This is a genomic window from Nitrospirales bacterium (assembly GCA_031315865.1).
Lineage (GTDB): Bacteria > Nitrospirota > Nitrospiria > Nitrospirales > UBA8639 > JAGQKC01.
On sequence record JALDRJ010000002.1, the window covers coordinates 2949651 to 2972081 of the forward strand.

Below are 22431 nucleotides of genomic sequence, written 5' to 3' on the forward strand. Positions count from 1 at the left end.
CTTTCTTAAGTAAGGCTATCTAAATATGTCTGGAAAAGTATAGGCGTAGATCGTAAGAAAGGGCCATGGTCTAGTTTTTGTTGCGTTAAATTGAGAGCTTTACCTCTTTGGCTGCAAGGGCTACGATGTCATTAATCATGGACGCCTCAGCCCTTTCTTCTTTTCATCCCATCATCGCTGAATGGTTCCGGTCGCAGGTGGGTGAGCCGAGTGATGTGCAGATCGCCAGTTGGCCGGTGATTGCTTCCGGGCAGCATACGTTGATTGCGGCGCCGACGGGTTCAGGGAAAACACTGGCGGCGTTTTTGACGTGCATCGATACGCTTCTCAAGCAGGCCTTGTCTTGTGAGTTAGCCGATCAAACGCAGATTGTTTATGTCTCCCCACTTAAAGCCTTGAGTCATGATGTGCAGAAGAATCTGCAGGAACCGCTGGCGCAGATGACGCAATGCGCATTGTCGGCCGGCTATCTCGTTCCGGATTTACGCGTTGAGGTGCGAACCGGCGACACGCCGCCGTCGGTGCGTCAGCGCATGCTCGTGCATTCTCCCCATATTCTGATTACCACTCCGGAAACCTTGTACCTCATGCTGACGGCGCGTAAGAGCCGTGAAATTCTGACGAATGTGCAGACGGTCATCGTGGATGAAATTCATGCCTTGGCTCCCAATAAACGGGGAACCCATTTGGCATTGTCGCTTGAGCGATTGGCGGCGCTCTGTCCCAAGCCTCCTGTGCGAATCGGTTTGTCCGCGACGCAACGACCTCTGGAACTTATTGCCGATTTCCTCGTTGGCCAAGGCGCTGTCGGCAATGCCGTTGAGCGGAATTTACCGGCGCGATCGTCGTGTCAGATCGTCGATGTCGGACAAAAGCGCGAACTTCATTTAACGGTTGAGGTTCCTCGTGATGAATTGGGAGCCGTCGCAACGAATGCGATGTGGGAGGAGATTTACGATCGCATTGCCGAGTTGGCCCGTGAACATCACACGACGTTAGTGTTCGTCAATACACGACGGTTAGCGGAACGTATCGCTCATCATTTAACTGAACGTTTGGGTGAAGACAAAGTGATGGCGCACCATGGCAGCCTTTCTCGAAAGATTCGATTGTCCGCCGAAGATCGTCTGAAGACAGGGCAGCTTCAAGTGATGGTAGCCACCGCTTCACTCGAACTGGGTATTGATATCGGCCATGTGGATCTGGTGTGTCAGATAGGTTCGCCTCGCGCGATTGCGACCTGTATGCAGCGAATCGGCCGGGCCGGGCACTGGGTTGGCGCGACGCCCAAAGGCCGCTTGTTTTGCACGACACGGGATGATCTCGTCGAATGTGCTGCCACGGTCTACGCGATACGGCAAGGCAATTTAGATCCCGCGACGGTTCCACTTGAGTCCGTCGATATTCTGGCTCAACAACTCGTGGCAGAAGTGGCGGCGCAGGAACGCTCGGTTGATGACCTGTATCGACTATGTTCTCGTGCCTATCCTTATCAAAATCTCACCAGGGACATGTTCGAAAACGTGCTCCAGATGGTGGCAGAGGGGTATGTGCCCGGACGCCGCCGTCAGCAAGCGTATGTCTTTCATGATCGTGTGCAGCAGAAGGTTCGCCCGCGCCGTGGCGCGAGACTTGCCGCCATCACTTCTGGCGGCGCGATACCAGACACCGCCACCTATGCGGTCGTGGCGGAGCCGGAAGGCAAAGTTGTGGGCTCGGTGGATGAGGATTTTGCGGTAGAAAGTTTGGCCGGAGATATTATTCTCCTAGGAACGTCGTCTTGGAGGATTCGCGGGATTGAGACGGGACGGGTCAGGGTGGAGGATGCGCATGGGGCTCCTCCCAATATTCCCTTTTGGCGTGGTGAGGCTCCTTCACGTACCAAAGAGCTGTCGAATGAGGTGGCGCGACTTCGGGAGCGGGTCAGCCGGTCCCTCGAAGAATCGAGCAATAGTGTGCAGGCCAAAACTATTCTGCAGGCTGAATGTGGAGTCGATGAAGCCGGAGCGGATCAGATCGTGGCCTATGTTCAAGATGGCAAGCAAGTGCTGGGGGCGGTTCCAACGCAAGAGCGGATTATTGCCGAACGCTTTTTTGATGAAGCCGGTGGCATGCAGCTCGTCATTCACTCCCCCTACGGCGGACGTGTGAATCGAGCCTGGGGGTTGGCTCTCCGCAAGAGGTTCTGCCTGAATTTCGACTTTGAGTTGCAAGCTGCGGCCACTGATGAAGGGTTGGTTCTCTCGCTGGGTGAAAAACACAGTTTTCCGCTGGATGCCATCTTTTCGTTCTTGAATTCCCAAACGGTGCGGGATGTTCTCATTCAGGCTGTATTAGCTTCACCGCTGTTTATCACTCGTTGGCGATGGAACATCTCACGGTCCCTGGCTCTGTTGCGCTTTCAAAAAGGCAAGAAGGTGCCTCTGCATATTCAGCGTATGCGAGCGGAGGATTTATTGGGTGCGGTATTTCCGATGGCCACGGCATGCCAAGATAACCATGTGGGAGACGTGCCGATTCCCGACCATCCCTTGGTTCAAGAGACTGTGCGCGATTGTCTCACAGAAGCCATGGATATCGATGGCTTGATTCGCCTGCTGCAGCGCATGGAGTCTGGTGAGGTGCAATGCGTCGCCATAGAGTCTCCGGCTCCCTCGCCGTTCGCCCATGAAATTTTGAATGCGAATCCCTATGCGTTTTTGGATGATGCCCCACTGGAAGAACGGCGGGCTCGAGCAGTGAATCTGCGGCAAGTTCTTCCCTCTGATATTGGCGGAACATTGGGCTCTCTTGATCCGAAAGCCATCGCTGCAGTCATCGAAGAGGCATGGCCAATGGTTCGTGATGCTGATGAACTTCATGAAGTACTTCATCTTTTGGTGTGGGTGCCTGAAGAGATGAGCGCCTCCTGGAAGCCGTACCTTCATGAATTGCTGGAATCAAAGCGTGCGTTGATCGTAGGAATCAAGAGTGAGCAGAATGATGAAATCCCCTTACGCAGAGGGTGGGTCACAACCGAACAGTTTTCAGCGGTTCAAGCAGTTTTTCCTTCTGTCGAAATTCTCGCCCCTGAGCAATTGGAACTTCTTCCGGTTGTTGCCGACGTGCCTACGATCGAGGAAGCGAACGCCGTCCTGCATATTGTGCAAGGATGGATGGAATCTTGTGGGCCAGTGACCGTGCGAGAGCTGTCAAGCGCGTTGTATCTTCCTCAGTCGGCAGTCAGGCAAGCGTTGCTGCATCTAGAAGGGCAAGGGCAAGTTTTGCGTGGACAGTACCGTTCGGAAATGTCTTCTTTCCCATTCAACGGAGACTCAAGCATAGCGGGATTTGAAGAAAGTCATGGAAAGCTTGAAGAATGGTGTGGCCGGCGGTTGCTTGCCCGAATTCACCGGAAGACAGTCAGCTCGCTCCGAAAGGAGATCGAACCGGTTTCCGCGGCAGACTTCATGCGGTTTCTGTTCCGTTGGCAGCATCGTGCGCCTGGTTCACAATTACATGGAGAGCCGGGGTTACAGGAAGTCATCACTCAACTTGCGGGTTTTGAAACGGCCGCATCTTCTTGGGAACCTTCAATTTTGAAGGAGCGCGTTTCGAACTACAAACCGGAACTTTTAGATATGTTGTGTCTGCGAGGGACCGTTGCCTGGGGAAGGCTGACGCCGCCGTACAAGGCACCAAATACTTCACCTGAAAGTCGAAAAAAAGATGAGAACGCGTTGTTTCAGGTTGAGGCTCGACGATCAGTCCCCCGTCGTATCAGCCCCACAAGTCTTGCGCCGATCAGTTTCTTTCTCCGAGAAGACCTTGCGTGGCACCTCGCGTTGAATCGTCACAGGTTACATAATGCCAACTCTGGTCTACGGCAGATCTTGAGCTCAGTGGCCCAAGATGTTCTCCAGTGCATGGAATCCCGAGGGGCATCATTTTTTACGGATCTGACGGGGACAACCGGACATCTGGCCTCAGAGGTTGAACAAGCACTCTGGGAGCTTGTGGCTGTCGGGTTAGTGACCTCTGACGGTTTTGACAACCTTCGCGCACTGCTCAACCCAAAGCGGCGCAATGCCTATGGCAAGGAACGGAAGCAGCGGCCTCGTCACAGCGCGGGGCGGTGGGATCTTTTACTGCCATCGCGTCGTCCTCCAGAAGAGTCATTCACGACCGATCAGATCCATGAAAAATGGGCTAAGCAGTTGCTCATTCGTTATGGCGTGGTCTTTCGTGATGTGTTGAAACGGGAATCGTCTGCGATGACTTGGCGTGAGCTTCTTATTCAATTTCGCCGGTTGGAGTGGCGAGGTGAGATCCGGGGAGGGCGATTTGTGAATGGATTTACGGGAGAGCAATATGCGTTGCCCGAAGCCGTTGAATCACTCCGTGCCGTCAGGCGTGACCCGCGGTCCAGTGCACAGGACATTCATATTTCCGCCGCTGATCCCCTCAACCTCGTTGGGATCATTCTTCCCGGAGAGAAAGTGCCGGCCAATACTTCCAAAGTCATCTGTTTCCGAAATGGTGTGCCTGTGAGTGATGATCGATCGGTCGTGGCGTTGGGATAAATTGTTTCAGGAAGACAAAGAATCTCGAGAAGGCTTATTGCATATGGCCGATCAAAGAAAGAAAAAAACAAGTCGGCAAAAAATGATTGTCGATATTCTCTGGTTTATCCTTGGAGCGATTATTGGACTCTTCTCGTTGATCGGCCTGTATGTGGTTGCGATGAATGTTTTATGAAGGCTACCATAGAATACGGTCCTATTTCTTGATTCTCGTTTCTCTGTTGGATAATATCTGATTATGTCACGAAGACCATTTCCGGGAGCACCGCCCCCGATCCCACCAGCTTTGCGGCGACGTCAGCCCATGTCTCCACAGGCCCAACAGGAGCAGTTTAGTGCTCTTCGAGCTTCATTACTCTACTGCCCGAAATGCAAGACGGCTACCCCTGCGCGGGAGCGACTTCTTTTGGTTTTGCCCTCTGGTAATCTCTATGAATATTTGTGTTCGGAATGTGGGACGAGCACCGGTGAGAAGACGGATCAAGCGCAGGACCAGGAGGTCAAGTTAATCAAGCCGTAGCGGCGAAACTCAAACGATATCTTCCGTCTGTTTGTCCGGCACAGGAAGTCCTTCTTGCGCCATGATGCGGAGGGCATTGGTCGTAGGGCAGGGGCCAGGTTTTAGCTGATAGTCAAACTGTAGTTTCCCGTTTTCGATCGTTTCCTGGAAGTGCATGTTGTGAATTCGCGATCCATTGGTTTCCAGTAGCGCTAATTCCAAATCGTGGGTGGAAAGGAGTCCGAGCCCATTCCCCTTCTGAAGCGCTTTGATAAAGGCTTCGCTGCCTCCCAAACGCTCACGGTTATTGGTCCCCTTGTATATTTCATCGATGAGAAAGAGGACTGGGTGGCCCTCACGCTCATTCACACCGTCTAGGACGACTTTCAATCTTTTCACTTCTGCGTAAAAGTAGGACAGTCCCTCCGCCAGTGAATCAGTCACTCGGATACAACATAAGAGTCGCAACCATGTCCACGCAAGATAGTCGGCACAAACGGGAGCGCCGGCTTGAGCCAGGCAAATATTGATTCCTATTGTTCGTAAAAACGTACTTTTCCCTGACATATTCGACCCGGTTACGAGTAGCACATGGCCTAATCCGTGGAGCGCTAAACTGTTTTCCACACGAAAATTTGTTTTAATTAAAGGGTGTCCGATGTTTGTCGCGGTAAAACCGGCTTCAGATTGGGAAGCGCTGAGCTGTTCTCTTGCCGGCCATGTGTAATCCGGGTTGAGGTAGGCAAAGGTCCCTATGGAGCTGGATGCGTCGAGCGTGGCTAATCGGTCTATCCAGATGGGAAGCGAGTGTTCTAATCGATGACAGGTTTTCTTGAGCTGGTAGACAAAACTCAGGTCCCAGGGCATGAGGGCATTCACGAATAGATGAACTAACGGGTGAGCTTTGATGCTGAGTCCGGCACAGACGCGTGCGAGGTCACGAAGAAGTTTGCTAGGTTTGCGGCGATCGGTGATCAGTGGAGCGCAGAGTTCCTTGAGTTCTGGTTGATCGAAAAAGCGGTGACGTTCCAGTCGTTGAGTGACGGCCACGAATTTTTCTAATTCATGATGCAAGTCCAGCGCTCGACCAAATATCGGTGTCATGTGGCCAGCCGTGTAAAAATACAGGGCCACATACAGGCCGAACGAAAGGACCCAATACCCTGGTATGCTGATGCTTACAGACAGTATTCCAAGTATGATGGTGCTCACACACAGTATGAGGGCGAGTATGAGCCGTTGTGTGACGTAAGGAATAGACACTCCGTGACGAAGCAGCTCCTCTATTCGTTGGCCGTCCAAGGGTTGCTCACTCACGAGCGAAGCCTCTAGTGCGATTCGATCCCGCAAGAGCGTAAGGCCTGAAATTTCTTGAATGAGCGATTGCCGGTGAGTCCATTCCACATCATGTAATGGGTGCTCATTTTGAGCCAAAATCCATTGCCGTAAGCGCTGCTGGCCAGGAAGCGAGAGCGTTGAGTCTAAAAGCTGGAGTAGCGAATGTGGTCCAACAATATCCAAATCATACGCATATGAATGATGAGCTATGGTGGGAAAAGATCGTGATGGGATCTTCGACCAATCTAACTGGAGGCGGGCAAGATTCGTGACTTTTTGTTGTTTCCATTTTGTGAGCCGAAGCAGCTTGGTCTTTAAGATCCCGTGAAAGTACGTTACGGTTGCGAATAAGGCAAGAAAGGCCAGCAATGCCAAATTTCCGGTATGAAACCATGCGGCTTTGTAGAGTGCCAAACACGTGAAAAAGGCTAAAAGAAAGATCGCGAGGCGACATCGTGTAAAGGACGTACTGGTCTGTACGCCATGAGTGAGCAGCCGTTCGGCCTTTGCGATGCCGCGCGTAATGGTTCGTTCTCGTTTCTGGCTTAACGTGTCAGGCATGGTGTGTCCTGACCTTACAGTCATCTAACCCCTCCGTCAAATTCTATGCAAACGTATATTCATGTTTATCTGACGGGGTTGATTGACGTGAGTGAACTAGCTGGACGGCTCATGAACATGAGCCTATTGGGTGCCTGGGAAGACGAGGGTGTTGTCCATTTGTATTGGGACCATGCCGATTGGCATGAGTCCATGCTTGAGGCACTTGGTGAAACCCTCCTGGAACTTGGCTTGAAGGTCGATCATGATGAGATTCGGGTTCAAACGATTCCTTGGCAGGACTGGAACCGTATCTGGACGGAGTCGGTCCAACCGATCCATATCGGGAAACGCATTGTGGTTCGACCGAGTTGGAGTGAAGTCGAAGTGGCAGAGGATGGGATTGAACTCATTCTTGACCCCAAACAAGCATTCGGGACTGGTCATCATGCGACCACACAACTCTTGTGTGAATGGCTGGAAGATACCATTCAAGGTGGGGAGCAGGTGCTCGATGTTGGAACGGGGAGTGGGCTCTTAGGGATGGTCGCGTTGCGCCTTGGGGCAACGTCTGTGCTCGCGATCGATCATGACGCCGTGGCCCTGGAATGCGCGAAGGAGTATGCGCGGATGAATCATTTCGGTCCTGAGTTGGAGTTTCAGGTCCTGGACATTCATGACCTTTCTGATGGTCAGTATGATGTCATCCTCGCCAATATTGACCGGCGAACGTTGTTGTCGGTCGATCAGGCATTTGCCAACGTTGCCGGTTCGCATACGCTATTGCTGATGACAGGAATTCTCGAATCTGATTACGAAGAACTGGTTGCCTATTATCGGCAATATGGATGGAGGGACGGAGACGTTCGGAAACGTGCGGAATGGATTGCGATCGAGCTTGTACGAAGAGCCCCAGACTATCTATCTGGCTAATGTTCAAGATAGTCTATGAGGGCACGATACGTGAGCTTACGAGTTTGAGCCTTTGATCGTTCTTCTTCAGCCTGATGTTGTTCAAGCCAAACGGTTTCCGAGACTTGCATACGTGCCTGATCACAGAATGTCCACATTTGATGAAGGAAATCCACATGAAGGCCGACTTGAACGCCTTCTGATTCAATCCGGTCATCCAGGATTGCCAGAAGGTCTGAAATGGCTTGATCCGTGTCATATGGCGGGGATGTATAGCCGAAGGCCTGGGATGCCGCCTCTTCTTGTCTGGCTTGTTCCACCAGATCGTGCATGTACTCCTTCAGGAGTCCGATAATACGTCCGGGTAAACGCATGGAGGTACGAGAGGAAAATCGTTGCGATGCTTACATGAACTTGTCACGGAAAGAGGTAGCATGAACGTGCAAAATTTTCAAACGATTCAATGGAACTTTTCCAAATGTCCGGTTGTGAGAGATCCAAAGGTTTCACACGTTGACAGGCCTTGGTTTCGGGTTGAAAACAACCGCATTAATTGGGTATAAAATAAGTACCCTCTGGCGAGATGCCCTGTATTCCTTTAACAAGCTAGTGAGATGGATAATGAGGAGAGCGTTCTCATGAAGGTGACACATCTCATTTTATTGATGTGCATCATGCTCTTGTCCCCTGATATGGCGCTCGTTTTCGCTCAGGAAACGTCGGAAGACCTAAGTGCTCAGGCGTTAGAAGAATGTCAAAAAGGACGTATTGCGCAAACTCGTGATAGCCGGATGGAACATTTTAAACGCGCCGAAACCATAGCCGAACGAGCTGTGAAAGCAAACGATAAGAATGCGGATGCGCATTTTGCTTTATTCTGTAGCTTGGGAGAGCAAATGCGAATTGACGGTGAACCGGATTTTCTAGCAATTTTTGGTTATAACCGGATGATGGATGCCTTGAACCGGACGCTTGAACTGAACCCTGACCACATCGACGCCATGTCCTCCAAGGGCACGTTACTCGTGAAGTTGCCGGCCTTTTTCGGGGGAGACACGGAAAAGGGGGAAGAGCTTCTTCAGGAGGTGATCAAGCGAGAACCGACCGCGATCAATGCCCGGTTGGTCATCGCTCAAAATTATGCTGAGCGCGGCCAACATGAAAAAGCCATGGAATTAGCCATGACGGCCCTGAAATTTGCAAAAGTTCAGAATCGCAAGGATCTCATCCCCGAGGCTGAAGAAGTCCTCTCAAACCTCCGCAACGGGAAATCTTCCGACTAGGTTATCGTATTCGACCTAGCCGGAATTTCCATTTTCCTACTTCGTGCTAGCCCCATAATTCTTTCAGTCGTTGATCACGTCCACAGCTATATCGATAAAACTTATACCGTAATGGGTTCTTTTGATAATAGTCTTGGTGGTAGTCTTCCGCCGGATAAAAGGTCGTGGCCGGCACAATTTCCGTCACGATTTCCTGTGGAAACGTTTTTGTCGATTCAATCTTAGCCTTGGATTGTTCGATCAATTTCCGTTGTTCCTCGTCGTGGTAAAAAATCGCCGGGCGATATTGATTCCCATGATCGCAGAATTGGCGATCTGCTGTCGTCGGATCAGAATTTCTCCAATAGACGTCCAGGAGTTCTGGATAACTGATCTTGGCCGGGTCGAAGACGACTTGAATAGCTTCGGTGTGGCCGGTTCCTCCAGCCGAGACTTCTTCATACGTAGGGTCAGACTTTTGGCCCCCCGTATATCCCGAGGTCGTTGAAATAACCCCATCGAGTTTGTCAAAGGGTGGTTCCAGGCACCAGAAACATCCTCCCGCAAAGGTGGCTGTGGAATACTGTCCCGGTTCACCAACGGCGCTGCTAGATGGGACAGCCCCAATGAACGTCAACATTAACCCGATCGCGAGCAAGACAGCGAATCCTGTGAATTTGTTCATGATTGTTTCTCCCGTGGAATTGCCATGGTAGAGTTGGAGCCTACCAACGGCAGATGTGTGTTATTTTTAGCTGATTTGAATACTAATCCTTTGCTCATGGACTATTGTCCCATGAAATCCCGTATTGTTACAAAGGGTCGGTGAGCGGAGTGTACTCCGGCCTGGGTATGAGGTTTATCGGTTGAGTGGGCATCTGACGCTTCCAGATTATATCAAGTCTGGGTTGGATATCGTATTCGTGGGGATTAACCCAGGCGTTCGGTCAGCGGTTGTGGGTCACCATTTTGCCGGTCATTCTAATCGTTTCTGGAAATTGCTGAATGACTCTCGTCTTTTGCCATGTCCTGTGACGTATGAGGATGATTGGCGTTTACCGAGTTGGGGGGTGGGTCTCACGAATATCGTATCGCGCACGACGTCCGGGAGTCGCGACCTTCTTGCCCGTGATTATTCTGAAGGCCGACAGGTGTTGAAACAGAAGATTCGTCGGTATCGCCCTGCTATTCTCGCGTTACTGGGTGTCACCCTTTATCCAATCGTGTTTCCTCAAGGCATGCGGTCTTCGCAGCGTTCCCAAAATTCTGACGCGCCACGGAGAGTCGGATTACTCCCCGAACGATTCGAGAATGCCCGTGTCGTCTTGTTGCCGAACCCCAGTGGGCGTAATGCCCATTATTCCTACAGTGACATGTTGAAAGGGTTTGATGAGTTGTGCCGACTAAAGTCTGAGCTGCGACGAGTAAACTCGGTGGGTGGTATGGAGTAGAATTATACAAGGAGTCAAGCGTGAAACTTTGGTCAGCAAATGCTCTAGGCTTAGTCGTGCTCGGCAGTCTTGTCTTAAATCTCTCGTTGCCCGTGTCGGTTTCGTCGCGTTCTCTACCTGAGGCAGCAGAACAGGCCAAGATGGCTACCGTCGGGATTTTGCGACATGCGGAGGATGACGCCTATAAAAGTGTGTATTCTGAATTTGCCATTCGAGGATCTGGGGTCCATTTAGGAGATGGTTATATCCTCACGGCACGACATGTGGTCGATCGTCAGGAAGGAGGTAATACGCACCTTCCCGACACGATACGTGTGCTCAGTACCGGGTTTAGTGAATGGCAAGCCAAGCTGGTCGGGTCCGATCGATTCCTTGATCTGGCCCTCTATCGTCTGCAGGTGGCGGGGAAAAATGATGAGGTGCTATCAGTTTCTTTTGCTCCTGAAGAACCTCTGCAAGGTGACGAGGTATTCACGGTAGGATATCCACTCGGTTGGGGCCCTGCGCTGGCCTTTGGCCGATTTGGAAACCCTCGAACGTTTTTGCCAACAGGGCAGTCGCGTCTCATGCAAATAGACCTGTCAGCCTGTAGTGGAAATTCTGGGGGAGGACTTTTTGATCGGCAGGGGAATCTCGTTGGCCTTATTCATGCCATCATTCAATCGGAAGGGAAGAGTGATGAACGTCGTTGCAGTCGATTTGCCTTTGCGATTCCTGGCGCGTTGGTGCAGAAAGTAGTTGAGGCATTAAAGAACGGCCACTCTCCGGCGTTTCCTCGGCTCGGGATTCGCATGACCGCTGTTAAAGTACAGCAGCAATGGAGGGTTGCGGTCGCCGAAGCAAAGGGGCCGTCTCGTCGAGCTGGTCTTCGAAAACATGACATCGTTTTGTCGATCGACCAAACCCCAGTGACATCAGCTGCACAATTAAAAAGTTATTTGATCGAGCATACGCAACCAGGACAAACGGTTGAGCTTCACGTTCTGCGTGGTGAGAAGGTCAAGGTCGTGAAAGTGCTGTTGGGAAAAAGCTGATCGTTATCGTAACGTTTGTTGTAGGTGTTGTGTGAGAGCTTGCATATCAGGTGGGCATTCAATCGTGTATTCGTGATAGTCTCCTGAGTTGGGATGCTGAAAGCCAAGACTTCGTGCATGGAGCATCATTCTTGGAATTGCCCTGTCTGCTATCTCACCGGTTGTTCCCTTCCCATACCATCGATCCCCCAAGATCGGGAGGCCATGGGAGGCCAGGTGTACGCGCAGTTGATGGGTGCGCCCAGTACGCGGGACGAGGTTCAAGTAGGCTGCCACGTTTGCCCATCGTTTGATCATATGATATTCCGTGATAGCCGTACGAGGCCTGGTCGTGTCGGGGGAATGCCTGGTGGAGTCATGCGCATCGCGTCCAATGGCCAAGTGGATCACGCCATCATTAGAAGTCGGAACATTCCAGACCAAGGCTTGGTATTGTCGGGTGATGGAATGTTGTGCAAATTGTTTCGCGAGAGATCGGTGTGCGTCCAAATTTTTCGCGACCACCACTACTCCAGAGGTATCTTGATCTAATCGATGTACGATGCCGGGTGAGCACCCCTTTTGTGTCGTCACCTGGAAGTAGTCAAGAACGCCATTCAAAATCGTTCCTGACCACATGCCCGCTGTGGGATGCATCACCACACCCGGTGGCTTATTGATCACGAGCATCGCCTCATCTTCGTGAAGAATGTCTAGCTGGGTTACTTCTCCCTTAACCAACACAGATCCTGGTTTTGGGGTGTCCAGAGTGATGCGATCGCCAGGTTTGACTTGAAAGCTCGGTTTCACCATGAGGTTGTTGACCCGTATCCGGCCGAGTTGAATGAGTCGTTGAAGACGTGAGCGAGAGACTTCAGGTTCGCGATGGACTAAAAAGATGTCAAGCCGTTTACGCTGCTCTCCGCGGGTGATGACAAATTCAGTAATCATGTCCTTTGAGTAGGCGCGGTCAGAATGCTGCCGGTTACGAAGAACACCTCCAGCTTTGTGGAATGACAGTCGATCTATGATTCTCCTGACGACTGAGCCATCGGAGGTTTGCGCAATCCTATTTGTCAGGCCCTACTGAATGCGTTGAAAAAACACTTTGCATAGAAGCCGGATTGGATTGAGAGTGAACGGGCGAAATCAGCTCAATATCAGGAAGATTGTTGGAAACTTCTTCATAAGTTTTCTGGGTTTCTAAGACCGCGACAACTTCGGGAAGAGGGGCAGGCCATATTTCTGGAAGATCACATTCGCCCTCGGATTGGATGGGGAACGCCAACTGTTCAGTCGGTGGACAAAATGTCGCCTGTATTCCATCCCTATTTCCTCGAGGATCAATTCGATACCAGCCAATGCGATCGAGATGCACGGCGTTCAGACCGTGTAAACAATAGGGCGGTCTTTGATGACTGATCGTCAGGCGTTGGTAACACAGGCCTGCGGGAATGCCATTGGCTCTCAGAAGCGCTGCGAGTAGATGACTTTTTGCGTAACAATAGCCGGTTCGATAGCGCAGAACGTCTGAGGCTCGACAAGTCACAGGATTGAGTGAATAGTCTCCACTGTGTTGAATCTGATCTCGTACAAACTCAAAGCAAGCGTTGGCGATTTCGTGAGGATTGGCGCATCCATTTGCCAGCATGTGGGCTTGCGTCAGGATGAGAGGGTGTTGCCAATTAATGTAGTGACTGGCCGAGAGATATTGCTGCATGATCACTCTTGGCAGAATGCCTATGACTGCTTCAAGCGTTTTTGAAAAGGTATTCAACCGGTTCTAGCATGTCAATGTTTGTCCTGTAAATGTGAGGCTTTCCCTAGCAGATTCATGCACGGGATGATGCGTGTGTTGGGGCGGAATCTAGGAGTTGTTGTTGCAACGCCTCGCATGCCTGTTCGCATGCTGTCCTCAATTGGCCGAGATCTTCTAAGGTAGTGTCCATCCGCTCTTCTCTTCCTGCTCGTTCGAGTTCCAGGCATATTTGGGATACGATCGTGGCGCCAACGTTTTGGGCACTTCCTTTTAAGGCATGCGCCGCCAAGGTTAAGTTTTTGGCGTTGTTTTGAGTCAGGGCGTGCTCAATAGATGTCAGATGCCTGGGGATGTCCCGTGTGAATTGATTCACCAGTTCGTCCAAAAAGGAACTATCACCATCCCCTTGGAGTGTACGGAGCGCTTGCATTGTTCGGGGGTTCAAAACTTCTTGAGATGGTGAGTCCAGATGATTGCTTGGTAGGGAGTCGGTCTGCGCGCTCTCTGGATGCTCTCCGGTTTTTATCGGGAGCCATTGTTTAAGAATAGCCGCGAGGTCTTCAAGCTTCACGGGTTTTGAGAGAAAGTCGTTCATGCCGGATTGAATACAGTTGTCTTTATCCTTTTGCATTACATTGGCGGTCATGGCAATGATGGGGATTGGGTCATTTGAATGTCCGGCATTTGACGCGCCGGTATGCGTTGTTTCCTGGTTATTCGCGATGGCGGACTCGTGGGCTCTGATTGTTCGCGTTGCTTCGTATCCATCCATTTCCGGCATCTGACAATCCATCAGGATGAGGTCGTAAGGCACCTGCTCGATGGCCTCGATGACCTCCTTGCCGTTCGCGACGACATCGACTCGGTATCCGAGTTTTTCCAACATCCGTACCCCTACCTTTTGATTGACGATGTTATCTTCGGCTAAAAGTATGCGTGCACCGGATTGAGCGATGACTTTTCTTACCGAATGTTGAGTCAAGAGGTCTTTAGGGGAAGATGGTTTGCCTCCGGTTTCTTGGGATTCCGGTGTCAGGATCATGGCCAGACAACGAAAGAGATAAGATTCTCGAACCGGTTTGGTTAAATAGGCTTCAAAGCCCGCGGCGTGAGCCGTTTGAGCATCGCCGCGAAGTCCCCAAGAGGTGAGTAATACGAGATGAGTGTTCTGTAACCGAGGATCGGCTTTAATCTGTCTGGCTAATTCTAATCCATCCATTTCCGGCATTTGATGGTCCAGTATGGCAATATCGACGGGTTCTCCGCGATCGACGGACTCTCTCAGGACATCAAGTGCTTGCGCACCATTTTCTGCATTTAACCCCGTCATTCCCCATGAACTGGCATAATGGTTGAGCAAAAGACGATTGGTTTCGTTGTCATCCACAAAACACGCGCGTATGCCTCGTAATGACTCTGGAAGAGCCTGGTTCCCGACTGTTGGTGTTGAATATTCAAGGTTTAACGTAAACCAAAACCGGCTGCCTCGGCCTGGTTGACTTTCGACACCGATCTCTCCACCCATCATTTCAACCAAACGCTTGCAGATCGCGAGTCCCAACCCTGTCCCCCCGTACCGCCGGGTAGTCGAGGCATCGGCTTGACTGAATGATTGAAAGAGGCGTTGTTGATGCTCCACGGGAATCCCGATGCCGGTATCAATCACCTCAATGCGAATGGTCACAGAGTCAGATGACGATCGATCGAGGGCCGCAACCTTGATGACGACTTCCCCATGTTCCGTGAATTTAATGGCATTTCCGACGAGGTTCATCAAGACTTGTTTAATACGACCTGGATCTCCGTATAGAGATGATGGAGTCGAGGCGTACATGAGGCCCACCAACTCGATGTTTTTTTTCGAAGCTGTAGCGGCAAGAAGTTCTAACGTTTCGTCCATTGAAGAACGAAGATCGAAGGTAATGTTCTCCAATTCTAACTTGTCAGCTTCGATTTTTGAAAAGTCCAAAATATCATTGATGATGGTCAAAAGCGTATCCCCGGATGTTCGAACTGTTTCGGCTAAATCCCGTTGTTCAGGATTCAGATTCGTGTCCAGGAGAAGGCCTGTCATGCCCATAATGCCATTCATGGGAGTTCGGAGCTCATGGCTCATCATGGCCAAAAACTCTGATTTTGCATTGGCTGCCACCAGAGCTTCATCCCTGGCGATACCCAATTCGACGTTTTTTTCTTCGAGTTCGCGTTCGATGTTCTTTCGTTCTTGGATTTCATCATTCAATGATGCGTTTACGGCATGCAAATCCTTCGTCCGTTCATTGATGCGTTCCTCAAGCGTCGCATTCGAAAGAGACAAAGCTTGCGTCGTGGCTCGGAGTCGCCATAATATCCAGCCGATATAACAAACGAGTAAGACACTCAAAAGATAGAACACCATTCGATATTGTTCGATTTGCTCGAGCACGTGGTTATGATACTGTTGATATCGGCCACTGAGTCGAGCGTGCATGGCCGTCGTCGGAATGGCGAAAATGTCCTCGACGGTCTTTCGTAGGTCCTCTCGATATTTCAAGATCAATCTCATGTGCGTCAGCAGGTTTTCTATGGAGTGGCTATTGGATGGAGAGAGTGAGGATTGGAGAGAATGTAATTCGTTAATCGATCGGGTCATGTTCGTACGATAATCAGCGGATGGTTCTTGATTGTACAAGAGCGTTTGGAGAATGGCTTGCTCCATGACATGTCTGAATTCAGGTATGTGCGGGGAGGCTAAGCTGATTCGTCGAAGTTCAATCCCGGCCAACGGGAAGTATCGCGTCGAATTTCTAAGAATGGCATGATGGGACTTAAAGAGTTCCACCAAAGATTCTTTCTCCTTGAGGAGTCGGGCATAGTCCACGAGGAGTGGACGGAAGACGGGTTCGTCGAGGGCTATGAGTGATAACGGCCCCCTGAAGAAGGTGGCCTTCAATCCGTGAAGCTGTTGAGTTGCGATGACGAGGGAGTCATAGTGGAGGAGTAATCCGTTTTCATTCTTGAGAATGTCCTGGTTCAGCGTGGTATCCCACCGTTTCAGTTCTTCCAGTGCCATCATCCGCTGGTGATGGGCCGTCCGATGATCTTCTTGAGTTTTGACGAAAAGGCCAGTGACCAGAGTCAGGAGCGAAAGAAAAAACAGAATATAAAGAGCCACCGATCGCGTCACAGTTGCTTCCCCTTGTATGTGCCCGGGAGTGTGTAGAGGAAGGCCACGATGGCATCGATTTGCTCTTGGTTCAGTGATCGCCCCAGTTGATATTGGGCCATGACCCGAACGGCTTGTTCTAATGTTGAGGCAGATCCATCATGAAAGTACGGCGGCGTCAAGACTGCCATGCGCAAACTGGGAACCTTATAGAGTCGATTCTGATGTCTATGGGAGTCATGGGTGATTGAAGGCTCCTTAGAGTTTTTGTCCTTCTGACCGTACCGTTGCTCTTTGTAATAATCCCCGGTCACACCAAATTTTTGAAACATGTTCCCGCCAACGTTGGCGCCTTGGTGGCAAGCCGAACAGCCGTACTCCTTAAAGAGGGCGTAGCCCTGCTTTTCCTGTTCAGTGAGAACCGAGTGATTTCCTTGTAAGTATCGATCAAATCGTGAGTTGGGAGTCAGTAGTGATCGTTCGAAGGTCGCAATGGCATGCTTGATCGTATCCCGGGAAATGCCGTCATGATACAAAGCCTCGAATATCTCGACATACATTGGGTCGGTTTTTAGTTTGTGAATGATTTCTTGCCATGTGGATCCCATTTCTTTCGAATGCTGGATCGGGCCTTCGATTTGATCTTCCAATGTATGAGCTCGTCCATCCCAAAATTGTCGGACATTGAGTCCGCTGTTATAGACGGTAGGCGTATTAATATCCCCCAAGGCTCCCCCGATGCCGATGGATCGGAACGCTTGATCTGTTCCTCCGGCTTCTAAGTTATGGCAACTGGCGCAAGCGACGGTGTTGCTGTGTGATAAGCGAGGGTCAGAGAACAATTTTTCTCCCAATGCGACTTTTCGTGAATCCAAGGCCCAGCTTGTCGGGATTGGTTGGATCGGTTCATTCGGGATTTCTGGACTAACCGGTCGAATCAATGATGAGTGAGAAAGCGGATGGCTTGATTCGCTCAGATCCGATTCACACGCGCTCATACTACCTATTAAGAGAGCGAATAGCCCCGCGCAGATCCGAGTTATCCAAGCAGAAGAGGGGATTGTGTTGAATGTTTGTTTCTCAGGTAGAAGGATGAACTTGCTCATAGGAATATGACGGGTAGTGTAGAGATTTTTGAGAAGCAAGCACGAAAGGTACGTAAATTTATCTCGGAATAAAAACGATAATCTTTATGTCGAGAGAATGCATAACCTGCACTATTTTGTACCATTATGGGCATCCCACCACCCAGTCAGGTTATATGAGATTTTCTTGGAAGCTTTTGTCAGAGTTTTCTGAAGCAATTGCAGGCGACTCCTGACTCATTTTCGAAAAGCCAGTCGAAAGGCCTTCTAAAACATGGAGGCAATGTGTTGAGCGTCGTCTGTCAGATTTCTTTGAGGGGGACCTTGAGTTGTGGGAAAGCGTAAAGACTTGATAATATTTTTTAATATGATAGGAGGGTTGCATATGCGAGTGGCGTTCTTTCTAAAGCTACGAAAAATTCTGCTTATCTTTTCCAGCATAGGCTGTGGGCTGTTACTGTCAGCTTCCCTGGTGAGCGCCGGAGGTGATTCGATCCCGTGGCAATGTACCTCGTATACCTACACCGGTCCTTCACAAGAGGCCTGTATTCAATCTCTTTCTGATCCGCAAGAGGAAAAAATTGCGAGTCTTGAAAGGAAGATCAAACGTCAACAATTCGAACTGGAAAAACTCAAAAATAGAATGCGTCGTCAATCTTCGCCTGTCATGAGACAGACACCGTATTATCCTTCTAATGCATATGGTCCTCCGCCACTGTTGCCTCCCGGGGGACCTTGGTTCGGTGGCGGTTTTCCTCTAGGGTTTGGGGGTGGTTTTCCCCTGGGGTTGGGGGTGGGCCAATTTCCTTTCCTGCCTCCCATAGCTATCGTGATTGATTGATCCCGCGTCACGTTCACCAGCCGTGTGTTTCTCCTGTGCTGATTAGCAATACGTGTTTTTCTAAACAAAATTTTCCCCCACATCACCTCAAATCGTCTGAATTAATGGGATACGAAGGAGCCTGGTTCCTCTCGGCATATCCATGTGCCAAAGACGCAATTCCTGCTTGGACAATTTAAAAATTTGCGCGTTTAGAAACAGCGGGAGGTATACGATTGATCGGATCGGTGACGAATTGTTGAGTGGGGAGCAGAGGATGTTCAAGAAACACAGACGGAGGAAATTTTTGGCCTGTTTCCGTATGGCGGAGAGTTCGTTTCAAGACAAAATCAAAAAGTAGGGGGTTGTAATCGTAAATTTCGTTGAGCCACGTTCGTTCCTCCGACGAAATATAACCGGAGGATTCGAGCGTTCGGGTTTGAATTACGATGTTCACCGCTGGTAGGGGATAGTCGCTTCCGTTGATCAAGTTGGAATGGATTGAGGTTTTCTCCAGTATCGTGTTGAGATGATCTTTCCGGTTATCTTGTGTCAACGCTGAGATATCGGCAAAGAGCAAGGTTTTGTATTGAGGGTCTTCTAACATGCCAATGGCAAGGTCAATGTAGGGTGTTCCAGGAGTGCAAATCCCTGCATCCTCCTCTTGGCATTCTCCCAGACTCGCGACATGGGCCATGATGACTTTGACTCCCATGTCCAAAGGCTTTTTCAAGAAGAGCGGGTTCCCCAAATGTTGGAAATCCTCAGCCTCAGTGGCTTTCTCATTTCCGGTATGTGAAATCAACACCATATCGTATTCACGCATGAGGCGGTAATAGGCTTCAAGTTTGTCATTCATGCTTGGGGACGCGGGATGGATGCCCATGGCATTTGGCAGCCATTTGACGAATCGGACCCCCTGTTTTGCAAAACGGCGTAGTGCATCTTCTGCGTCTTGCCGATATGGATGGATTGAGATGATCGGGAAGAACACGTCCGGGTGTTCTTTGACTATTTTCAACATATAGTGATTAGGGGTATGAAATGTACTGAGGGTCTTTTGGGGAGTGCCATGTTCATCATGGAAATAATCGAACGCCATCAATCCGAACATTCCATGTTGGGGCATGAAGTGAATCAAGTTTTGCAGGCGACCGAGATATTGCGCATCGGCTTGAGCCGTATCGGTAATTCCAGCCGAACTCTTGTAGACTTCGAATTGAATGTAATGAACGAGCCCGCCGAATGGACTCTGCCATGCTTCATTCACGAACGTCCCGTTCAGCTCGGTATTCATCCCGAGTAAATGGGTATGATAGTCCCGGAGCCGGGAAGAGTCGATGTCCTCAAAGGCTCGTTGAATTAAGGCTCGGGCTTGAGGGCTGATATTCTCGGAAAGCTCTTCTGGCCGGTGTTCGAATGCCCCGCCAATATAGTTGCAGGCGACAACGAGACTGCTCCAGCCGAGTATCATGAGCATGCGTATGGTGATGTGGAGAAAGGTTCGCATGCGAGATTAAGCGATGGCAGATGGAAGGGACTTTAGAGGTCTCCACCCTGACATCACACAACGTTGCGCAGTTAAAGGCAGAAAACTCTCGACATCATCGGCGATCGCGTTCATGAAATTTTGAGCCAGACTCTGATCTGCGAAACATTCGAAGACATCATCCAGAAAGCCTGCGCGCAATAACGGGTGGTGCAAGAATGCTTCGCCAGAACCTGTCGGGACGTCTAATGGCTGTTCTTCGACTTCGACCCGTTCCAGGCCGATTTCATGGAGCCATTGGCTGGCGTCACTGGCGGACGGTCGCTCGTCTTGATACGCTCTAAAGGCGTGACGTTCCTTCATGAGTCCCTGCTCTGTCATTGCCTTTTCGACACGTTTCCAGAGTGAATCAAATGTCCCTCGGGAGGGAAATGTTAACACCACCTGACCTCCTCGTTTCAGGAATGAGACGAGTTGCTGGAGGGCTTTCTTCCTATGTGGACGAAAAAACATAAAGGCCAGGTTTCCTGTGATTCGATCAAATTGGGGAAGATCGGTGGGAAGGGAGCGAACATCACCTTGGCGGAACTCAAGCCAGGGGAAGGAGAGCCCTTGATATGCACGTGCTTGCCTGAGCTGGGCTTCGTGAATATCAATTCCGACGATCCGACCAGTTGGCCCGACACGATCTGCCAGGTAGAAGCTCGGAACGCCACTTCCACAAGCGACGTCCAGGATGGAGATGCCCTGAGAGAGGTCCAACTTTGATAGTAAACTTTTTGCAAAAGGGGTTGACCAATAGTCTTTCGAAGGTAGAGTTTTGAGCCAGCTTGGAGAGGGAGTGAGCGGGAAAACTTTCGATGTCAGTATGGAATTCGTCATGCTCTGTGGGCCATGATCAAAAGAAAAGCCGTTACACACTGATTCTCTCTATGAGGCACATGTTCTGGTTAGGAGGCTTGGTTCCGACTTAAGGTGATCAGAGGAATCGAGTAAGGATATGCGAAATGACTGAAATAACGCAATAATCGTGTGTAGTGGCCATTTTGTCTGAGCAAGGGTTAAGTTTCATATTTTTTCGTCCGAGACAAAAAAAGAACGAAAAGATAGGGCGTGAACACCTTTATGTGTCGAGAGCTGCCCAACATACACGACCCATGGTTATTAAGGAAAAATCAGTCAATGGGATGCAGGTGCTTATCCTCATCGGGAAACTCGATATTTTTTCGCGGAATAATTTTCGCGATGTGATCGAGGGTCATAAAAAAGCCGGGACGAGGGGACTCATCATAGACTTACATGGTGTAACGTTTATTGATAGTATAGGCATTGGTGCCTTGGTTGTTGCTGGAAAAACTTTTCAAAGCATTAAAGGAAAAATCATTCTTGCGAATCCACAAGGTACCGTGAAAGCCGCATTAGAAGCCATGAATCTTTCTGCGCTCCTTCCGATTTTCATGACCGATCAGGAATATGAGACGTTTTCTCAGCTTGTCTAGTCCTTTCTACCTTCTTGTTCTACCTTCCAATACGGGCGGTATGTTTCCATTGGTCTTCGGTCCGTTGTCCCTCATTCCTTCTTGACGAACGGTTCTCTTAAAAATTCCCTGCATCTCTGGTTGAGTATGGTAGATGTCGTTTAGGAACCGTCCGCATCTCTCTTCCTAATAAGAGGCAAACGGATTACAGTCGGTTCGTCTTGGTGGGCGAATCTCAGGTGTGGTAGGCTTCTGGGGGCCAAGTGGACTGTTTTAGCTGTCGTTTTACATCTGTTTAAGGGGGGGGCGTATGAAAATGGGAAGATGGCTTCGAGTGTTGGGGATTGTCGTGCTGCTGATGGTCTGGAGTAAGGGCGCAGTATGGGCCGAAGGTGAATCGCGTGTGGACGAAATATTAGATGTTTTGCAAACAATCGGTCAAAACTTAAAAGATCAGAAATATGGGGCAGCCGCACGAGATTTTGACTATGTGTATGAAATATTCAAGGAGCAAAAGGGAACCTGGCTGCTCGGGTGTTTTACGGAGAAACACCAAGAATGGGTTCGTCAGGGAGAGGGAAAGAGGGAAGTCGTTGGTGCAGCGGCATTTGGGGGAGGAACGACGATTCAACAAGAATACGTGAAGGGGAACTCGAAAGTTGAAGCAAAGATCATGATTTCTCCAATGGCTTCAGGCCTTGGGGCACTTTTGAATAATCCGGCTTTTCGGGGAGGAGGCAAAGGTCAGCAAAAGCGCCTTCGTAATGGCATGACGGTGAATGTGCAACCACGTGAAGTCTCTGGGGCGACGGGAGGAGCGTTGCTTTCATGGAAGGTACGTACTGGTGAGGTATCCCCAAAGGAGTTGGAAGGTCTTGCTGAAGGGACGATTAATGTTAATTGCGTGAAGGAAATCACGGGTGGACAGTAGCTGTTTTTACTTATTGCGGAAACATCGATTCCCTCATAATGGACTCTTAGGTTGATTTTCAATAACATGAGGAACTATTTATACGGACGAGGTTTAGAAGAAACGATCGACTATCGAGCGTATTTCGTCGAATCAGTCAGATGGCTG

The 22431-nt window shown here is 50.1% G+C and carries 19 protein-coding genes; 10 read left to right on the forward strand and 9 right to left on the reverse strand.

All coding sequences use genetic code 11. The features are described from left to right. Positions 1 to 137: 137 nt before the first annotated feature. The 3 genes from MRJ96_13425 to MRJ96_13435 all read left to right on the forward strand — a co-directional run bounded on the left by MRJ96_13425 (position 138) and on the right by MRJ96_13435 (position 5082). On the forward strand, positions 138 to 4562 hold the full coding sequence (locus MRJ96_13425; protein ID MDR4502445.1) for a DEAD/DEAH box helicase: 4425 nt from the start codon (positions 138 to 140) through the stop codon (positions 4560 to 4562). Then, positions 4534 to 4737 (forward strand): hypothetical protein, encoded by a 204-nt coding sequence (locus MRJ96_13430; GenBank protein ID MDR4502446.1) that lies wholly within the window; start codon positions 4534 to 4536, stop codon positions 4735 to 4737. Before MRJ96_13425 ends, MRJ96_13430 begins: the two co-directional genes overlap by 29 nt. 63 nt (positions 4738 to 4800) lie before the next feature. Further along, positions 4801 to 5082 carry a hypothetical protein gene (locus tag MRJ96_13435; protein MDR4502447.1) on the forward strand — a complete coding sequence of 94 codons (282 nt, stop codon included), beginning with the start codon at positions 4801 to 4803 and terminating at the stop codon, positions 5080 to 5082. 9 nt (positions 5083 to 5091) lie between these two features. Here MRJ96_13435 and MRJ96_13440 read toward each other — a convergent pair whose 3' ends face one another. Next, positions 5092 to 6960 carry a hypothetical protein gene (locus MRJ96_13440; GenBank protein MDR4502448.1) on the reverse strand — a complete coding sequence of 623 codons (1869 nt, stop codon included), beginning with the start codon at positions 6958 to 6960 and terminating at the stop codon, positions 5092 to 5094. 87 nt (positions 6961 to 7047) lie between these two features. Between MRJ96_13440 and MRJ96_13445 the strand changes: the two genes are divergently transcribed. Continuing rightward, positions 7048 to 7872 carry a 50S ribosomal protein L11 methyltransferase gene (locus MRJ96_13445; GenBank protein MDR4502449.1) on the forward strand — a complete coding sequence of 275 codons (825 nt, stop codon included), beginning with the start codon at positions 7048 to 7050 and terminating at the stop codon, positions 7870 to 7872. On the opposite strand, the gene MRJ96_13450 is transcribed toward MRJ96_13445, so the two are convergent. Then, on the reverse strand, positions 7869 to 8183 hold the full coding sequence (locus MRJ96_13450) for a hypothetical protein (GenBank protein MDR4502450.1): 315 nt from the start codon (positions 8181 to 8183) through the stop codon (positions 7869 to 7871). The genes MRJ96_13445 and MRJ96_13450 overlap by 4 nt on opposite strands. Positions 8184 to 8489: 306 nt before the next feature. Here MRJ96_13450 and MRJ96_13455 point away from each other — a divergent pair, with 306 nt between their 5' ends. Then, complete coding sequence (locus MRJ96_13455) at positions 8490 to 9134, forward strand: hypothetical protein (protein ID MDR4502451.1); 645 nt, start codon at positions 8490 to 8492, stop codon at positions 9132 to 9134. A 46-nt stretch (positions 9135 to 9180) separates the two neighbouring features. Here MRJ96_13455 and msrA read toward each other — a convergent pair whose 3' ends face one another. Continuing rightward, the gene (gene msrA, locus MRJ96_13460; protein ID MDR4502452.1) at positions 9181 to 9798 is read right to left on the reverse strand and encodes a peptide-methionine (S)-S-oxide reductase MsrA; all 618 of its coding nucleotides are present in this window, start codon (positions 9796 to 9798) and stop codon (positions 9181 to 9183) included. 181 nt (positions 9799 to 9979) lie between these two features. On the opposite strand from msrA, the gene MRJ96_13465 reads away from it, so the two are divergent. Further along, the gene (locus tag MRJ96_13465) at positions 9980 to 10564 is read left to right on the forward strand and encodes a mismatch-specific DNA-glycosylase (protein MDR4502453.1); all 585 of its coding nucleotides are present in this window, start codon (positions 9980 to 9982) and stop codon (positions 10562 to 10564) included. Positions 10565 to 10584: 20 nt separating this feature from the next. Then, on the forward strand, positions 10585 to 11598 hold the full coding sequence (locus tag MRJ96_13470; protein MDR4502454.1) for a S1C family serine protease: 1014 nt from the start codon (positions 10585 to 10587) through the stop codon (positions 11596 to 11598). 3 nt (positions 11599 to 11601) lie between these two features. On the opposite strand, the gene MRJ96_13475 is transcribed toward MRJ96_13470, so the two are convergent. The 4 genes from MRJ96_13475 to MRJ96_13490 all read right to left on the reverse strand — a co-directional run bounded on the left by MRJ96_13475 (position 11602) and on the right by MRJ96_13490 (position 17479). Then, on the reverse strand, positions 11602 to 12528 hold the full coding sequence (locus MRJ96_13475; GenBank protein MDR4502455.1) for an RluA family pseudouridine synthase: 927 nt from the start codon (positions 12526 to 12528) through the stop codon (positions 11602 to 11604). A gap of 118 nt (positions 12529 to 12646) precedes the next feature. Further along, a complete protein-coding gene (locus MRJ96_13480; protein ID MDR4502456.1) occupies positions 12647 to 13297 on the reverse strand; it encodes a transglutaminase family protein in 651 nt (216 codons plus the stop codon). A gap of 112 nt (positions 13298 to 13409) precedes the next feature. Further along, positions 13410 to 16502: a response regulator gene (locus MRJ96_13485; GenBank protein MDR4502457.1), complete on the reverse strand. Its 3093-nt coding sequence runs from the start codon at positions 16500 to 16502 to the stop codon at positions 13410 to 13412. Then, positions 16499 to 17479 (reverse strand): cytochrome-c peroxidase, encoded by a 981-nt coding sequence (locus tag MRJ96_13490; protein ID MDR4502458.1) that lies wholly within the window; start codon positions 17477 to 17479, stop codon positions 16499 to 16501. The genes MRJ96_13485 and MRJ96_13490 overlap by 4 nt, the downstream gene beginning before the upstream one ends. A gap of 472 nt (positions 17480 to 17951) precedes the next feature. On the opposite strand from MRJ96_13490, the gene MRJ96_13495 reads away from it, so the two are divergent. Next, on the forward strand, positions 17952 to 18407 hold the full coding sequence (locus MRJ96_13495) for a hypothetical protein (GenBank protein MDR4502459.1): 456 nt from the start codon (positions 17952 to 17954) through the stop codon (positions 18405 to 18407). A gap of 175 nt (positions 18408 to 18582) precedes the next feature. Here MRJ96_13495 and MRJ96_13500 read toward each other — a convergent pair whose 3' ends face one another. Both MRJ96_13500 and MRJ96_13505 read right to left on the reverse strand, forming a co-directional pair. Continuing rightward, entirely contained in the window at positions 18583 to 19896 is a 1314-nt protein-coding gene (locus MRJ96_13500; GenBank protein ID MDR4502460.1) for a hypothetical protein, read from the reverse strand. A 6-nt stretch (positions 19897 to 19902) separates the two neighbouring features. Next, on the reverse strand, positions 19903 to 20757 hold the full coding sequence (locus MRJ96_13505; protein MDR4502461.1) for a class I SAM-dependent methyltransferase: 855 nt from the start codon (positions 20755 to 20757) through the stop codon (positions 19903 to 19905). Between the two features lie 305 nt (positions 20758 to 21062). On the opposite strand from MRJ96_13505, the gene MRJ96_13510 reads away from it, so the two are divergent. Both MRJ96_13510 and MRJ96_13515 read left to right on the forward strand, forming a co-directional pair. Continuing rightward, positions 21063 to 21374, forward strand: a complete 312-nt coding sequence (locus tag MRJ96_13510) for an STAS domain-containing protein (GenBank protein MDR4502462.1) — start codon at positions 21063 to 21065, stop codon at positions 21372 to 21374. A gap of 289 nt (positions 21375 to 21663) precedes the next feature. Continuing rightward, the gene (locus MRJ96_13515; GenBank protein MDR4502463.1) at positions 21664 to 22284 is read left to right on the forward strand and encodes a hypothetical protein; all 621 of its coding nucleotides are present in this window, start codon (positions 21664 to 21666) and stop codon (positions 22282 to 22284) included. Positions 22285 to 22431: the final 147 nt, after the last annotated feature.

What these genes read in the sequence shown, in the direction of transcription:
- MRJ96_13425 (MDR4502445.1), top strand. Translation starts at nt 138, where the DNA reads ATGGACGCCTCAGCCCTTTCTTCTTTTCATCCCATCATCGCTGAATGG.
- MRJ96_13430 (MDR4502446.1), top strand. Translation starts at nt 4,534, where the DNA reads ATGATCGATCGGTCGTGGCGTTGGGATAAATTGTTTCAGGAAGACAAA.
- MRJ96_13435 (MDR4502447.1), top strand. Translation starts at nt 4,801, where the DNA reads ATGTCACGAAGACCATTTCCGGGAGCACCGCCCCCGATCCCACCAGCT.
- MRJ96_13440 (MDR4502448.1), bottom strand. Translation starts at nt 6,960, where the DNA reads ATGCCTGACACGTTAAGCCAGAAACGAGAACGAACCATTACGCGCGGC.
- MRJ96_13450 (MDR4502450.1), bottom strand. Translation starts at nt 8,183, where the DNA reads ATGCACGATCTGGTGGAACAAGCCAGACAAGAAGAGGCGGCATCCCAG.
- MRJ96_13455 (MDR4502451.1), top strand. Translation starts at nt 8,490, where the DNA reads ATGAAGGTGACACATCTCATTTTATTGATGTGCATCATGCTCTTGTCC.
- msrA (MDR4502452.1), bottom strand. Translation starts at nt 9,798, where the DNA reads ATGAACAAATTCACAGGATTCGCTGTCTTGCTCGCGATCGGGTTAATG.
- MRJ96_13475 (MDR4502455.1), bottom strand. Translation starts at nt 12,528, where the DNA reads ATGATTACTGAATTTGTCATCACCCGCGGAGAGCAGCGTAAACGGCTT.
- MRJ96_13480 (MDR4502456.1), bottom strand. Translation starts at nt 13,297, where the DNA reads ATGCAGCAATATCTCTCGGCCAGTCACTACATTAATTGGCAACACCCT.
- MRJ96_13490 (MDR4502458.1), bottom strand. Translation starts at nt 17,479, where the DNA reads ATGAGCGCGTGTGAATCGGATCTGAGCGAATCAAGCCATCCGCTTTCT.
- MRJ96_13495 (MDR4502459.1), top strand. Translation starts at nt 17,952, where the DNA reads ATGCGAGTGGCGTTCTTTCTAAAGCTACGAAAAATTCTGCTTATCTTT.
- MRJ96_13500 (MDR4502460.1), bottom strand. Translation starts at nt 19,896, where the DNA reads ATGCGAACCTTTCTCCACATCACCATACGCATGCTCATGATACTCGGC.
- MRJ96_13505 (MDR4502461.1), bottom strand. Translation starts at nt 20,757, where the DNA reads ATGACGAATTCCATACTGACATCGAAAGTTTTCCCGCTCACTCCCTCT.
- MRJ96_13510 (MDR4502462.1), top strand. Translation starts at nt 21,063, where the DNA reads ATGCAGGTGCTTATCCTCATCGGGAAACTCGATATTTTTTCGCGGAAT.
- MRJ96_13515 (MDR4502463.1), top strand. Translation starts at nt 21,664, where the DNA reads ATGAAAATGGGAAGATGGCTTCGAGTGTTGGGGATTGTCGTGCTGCTG.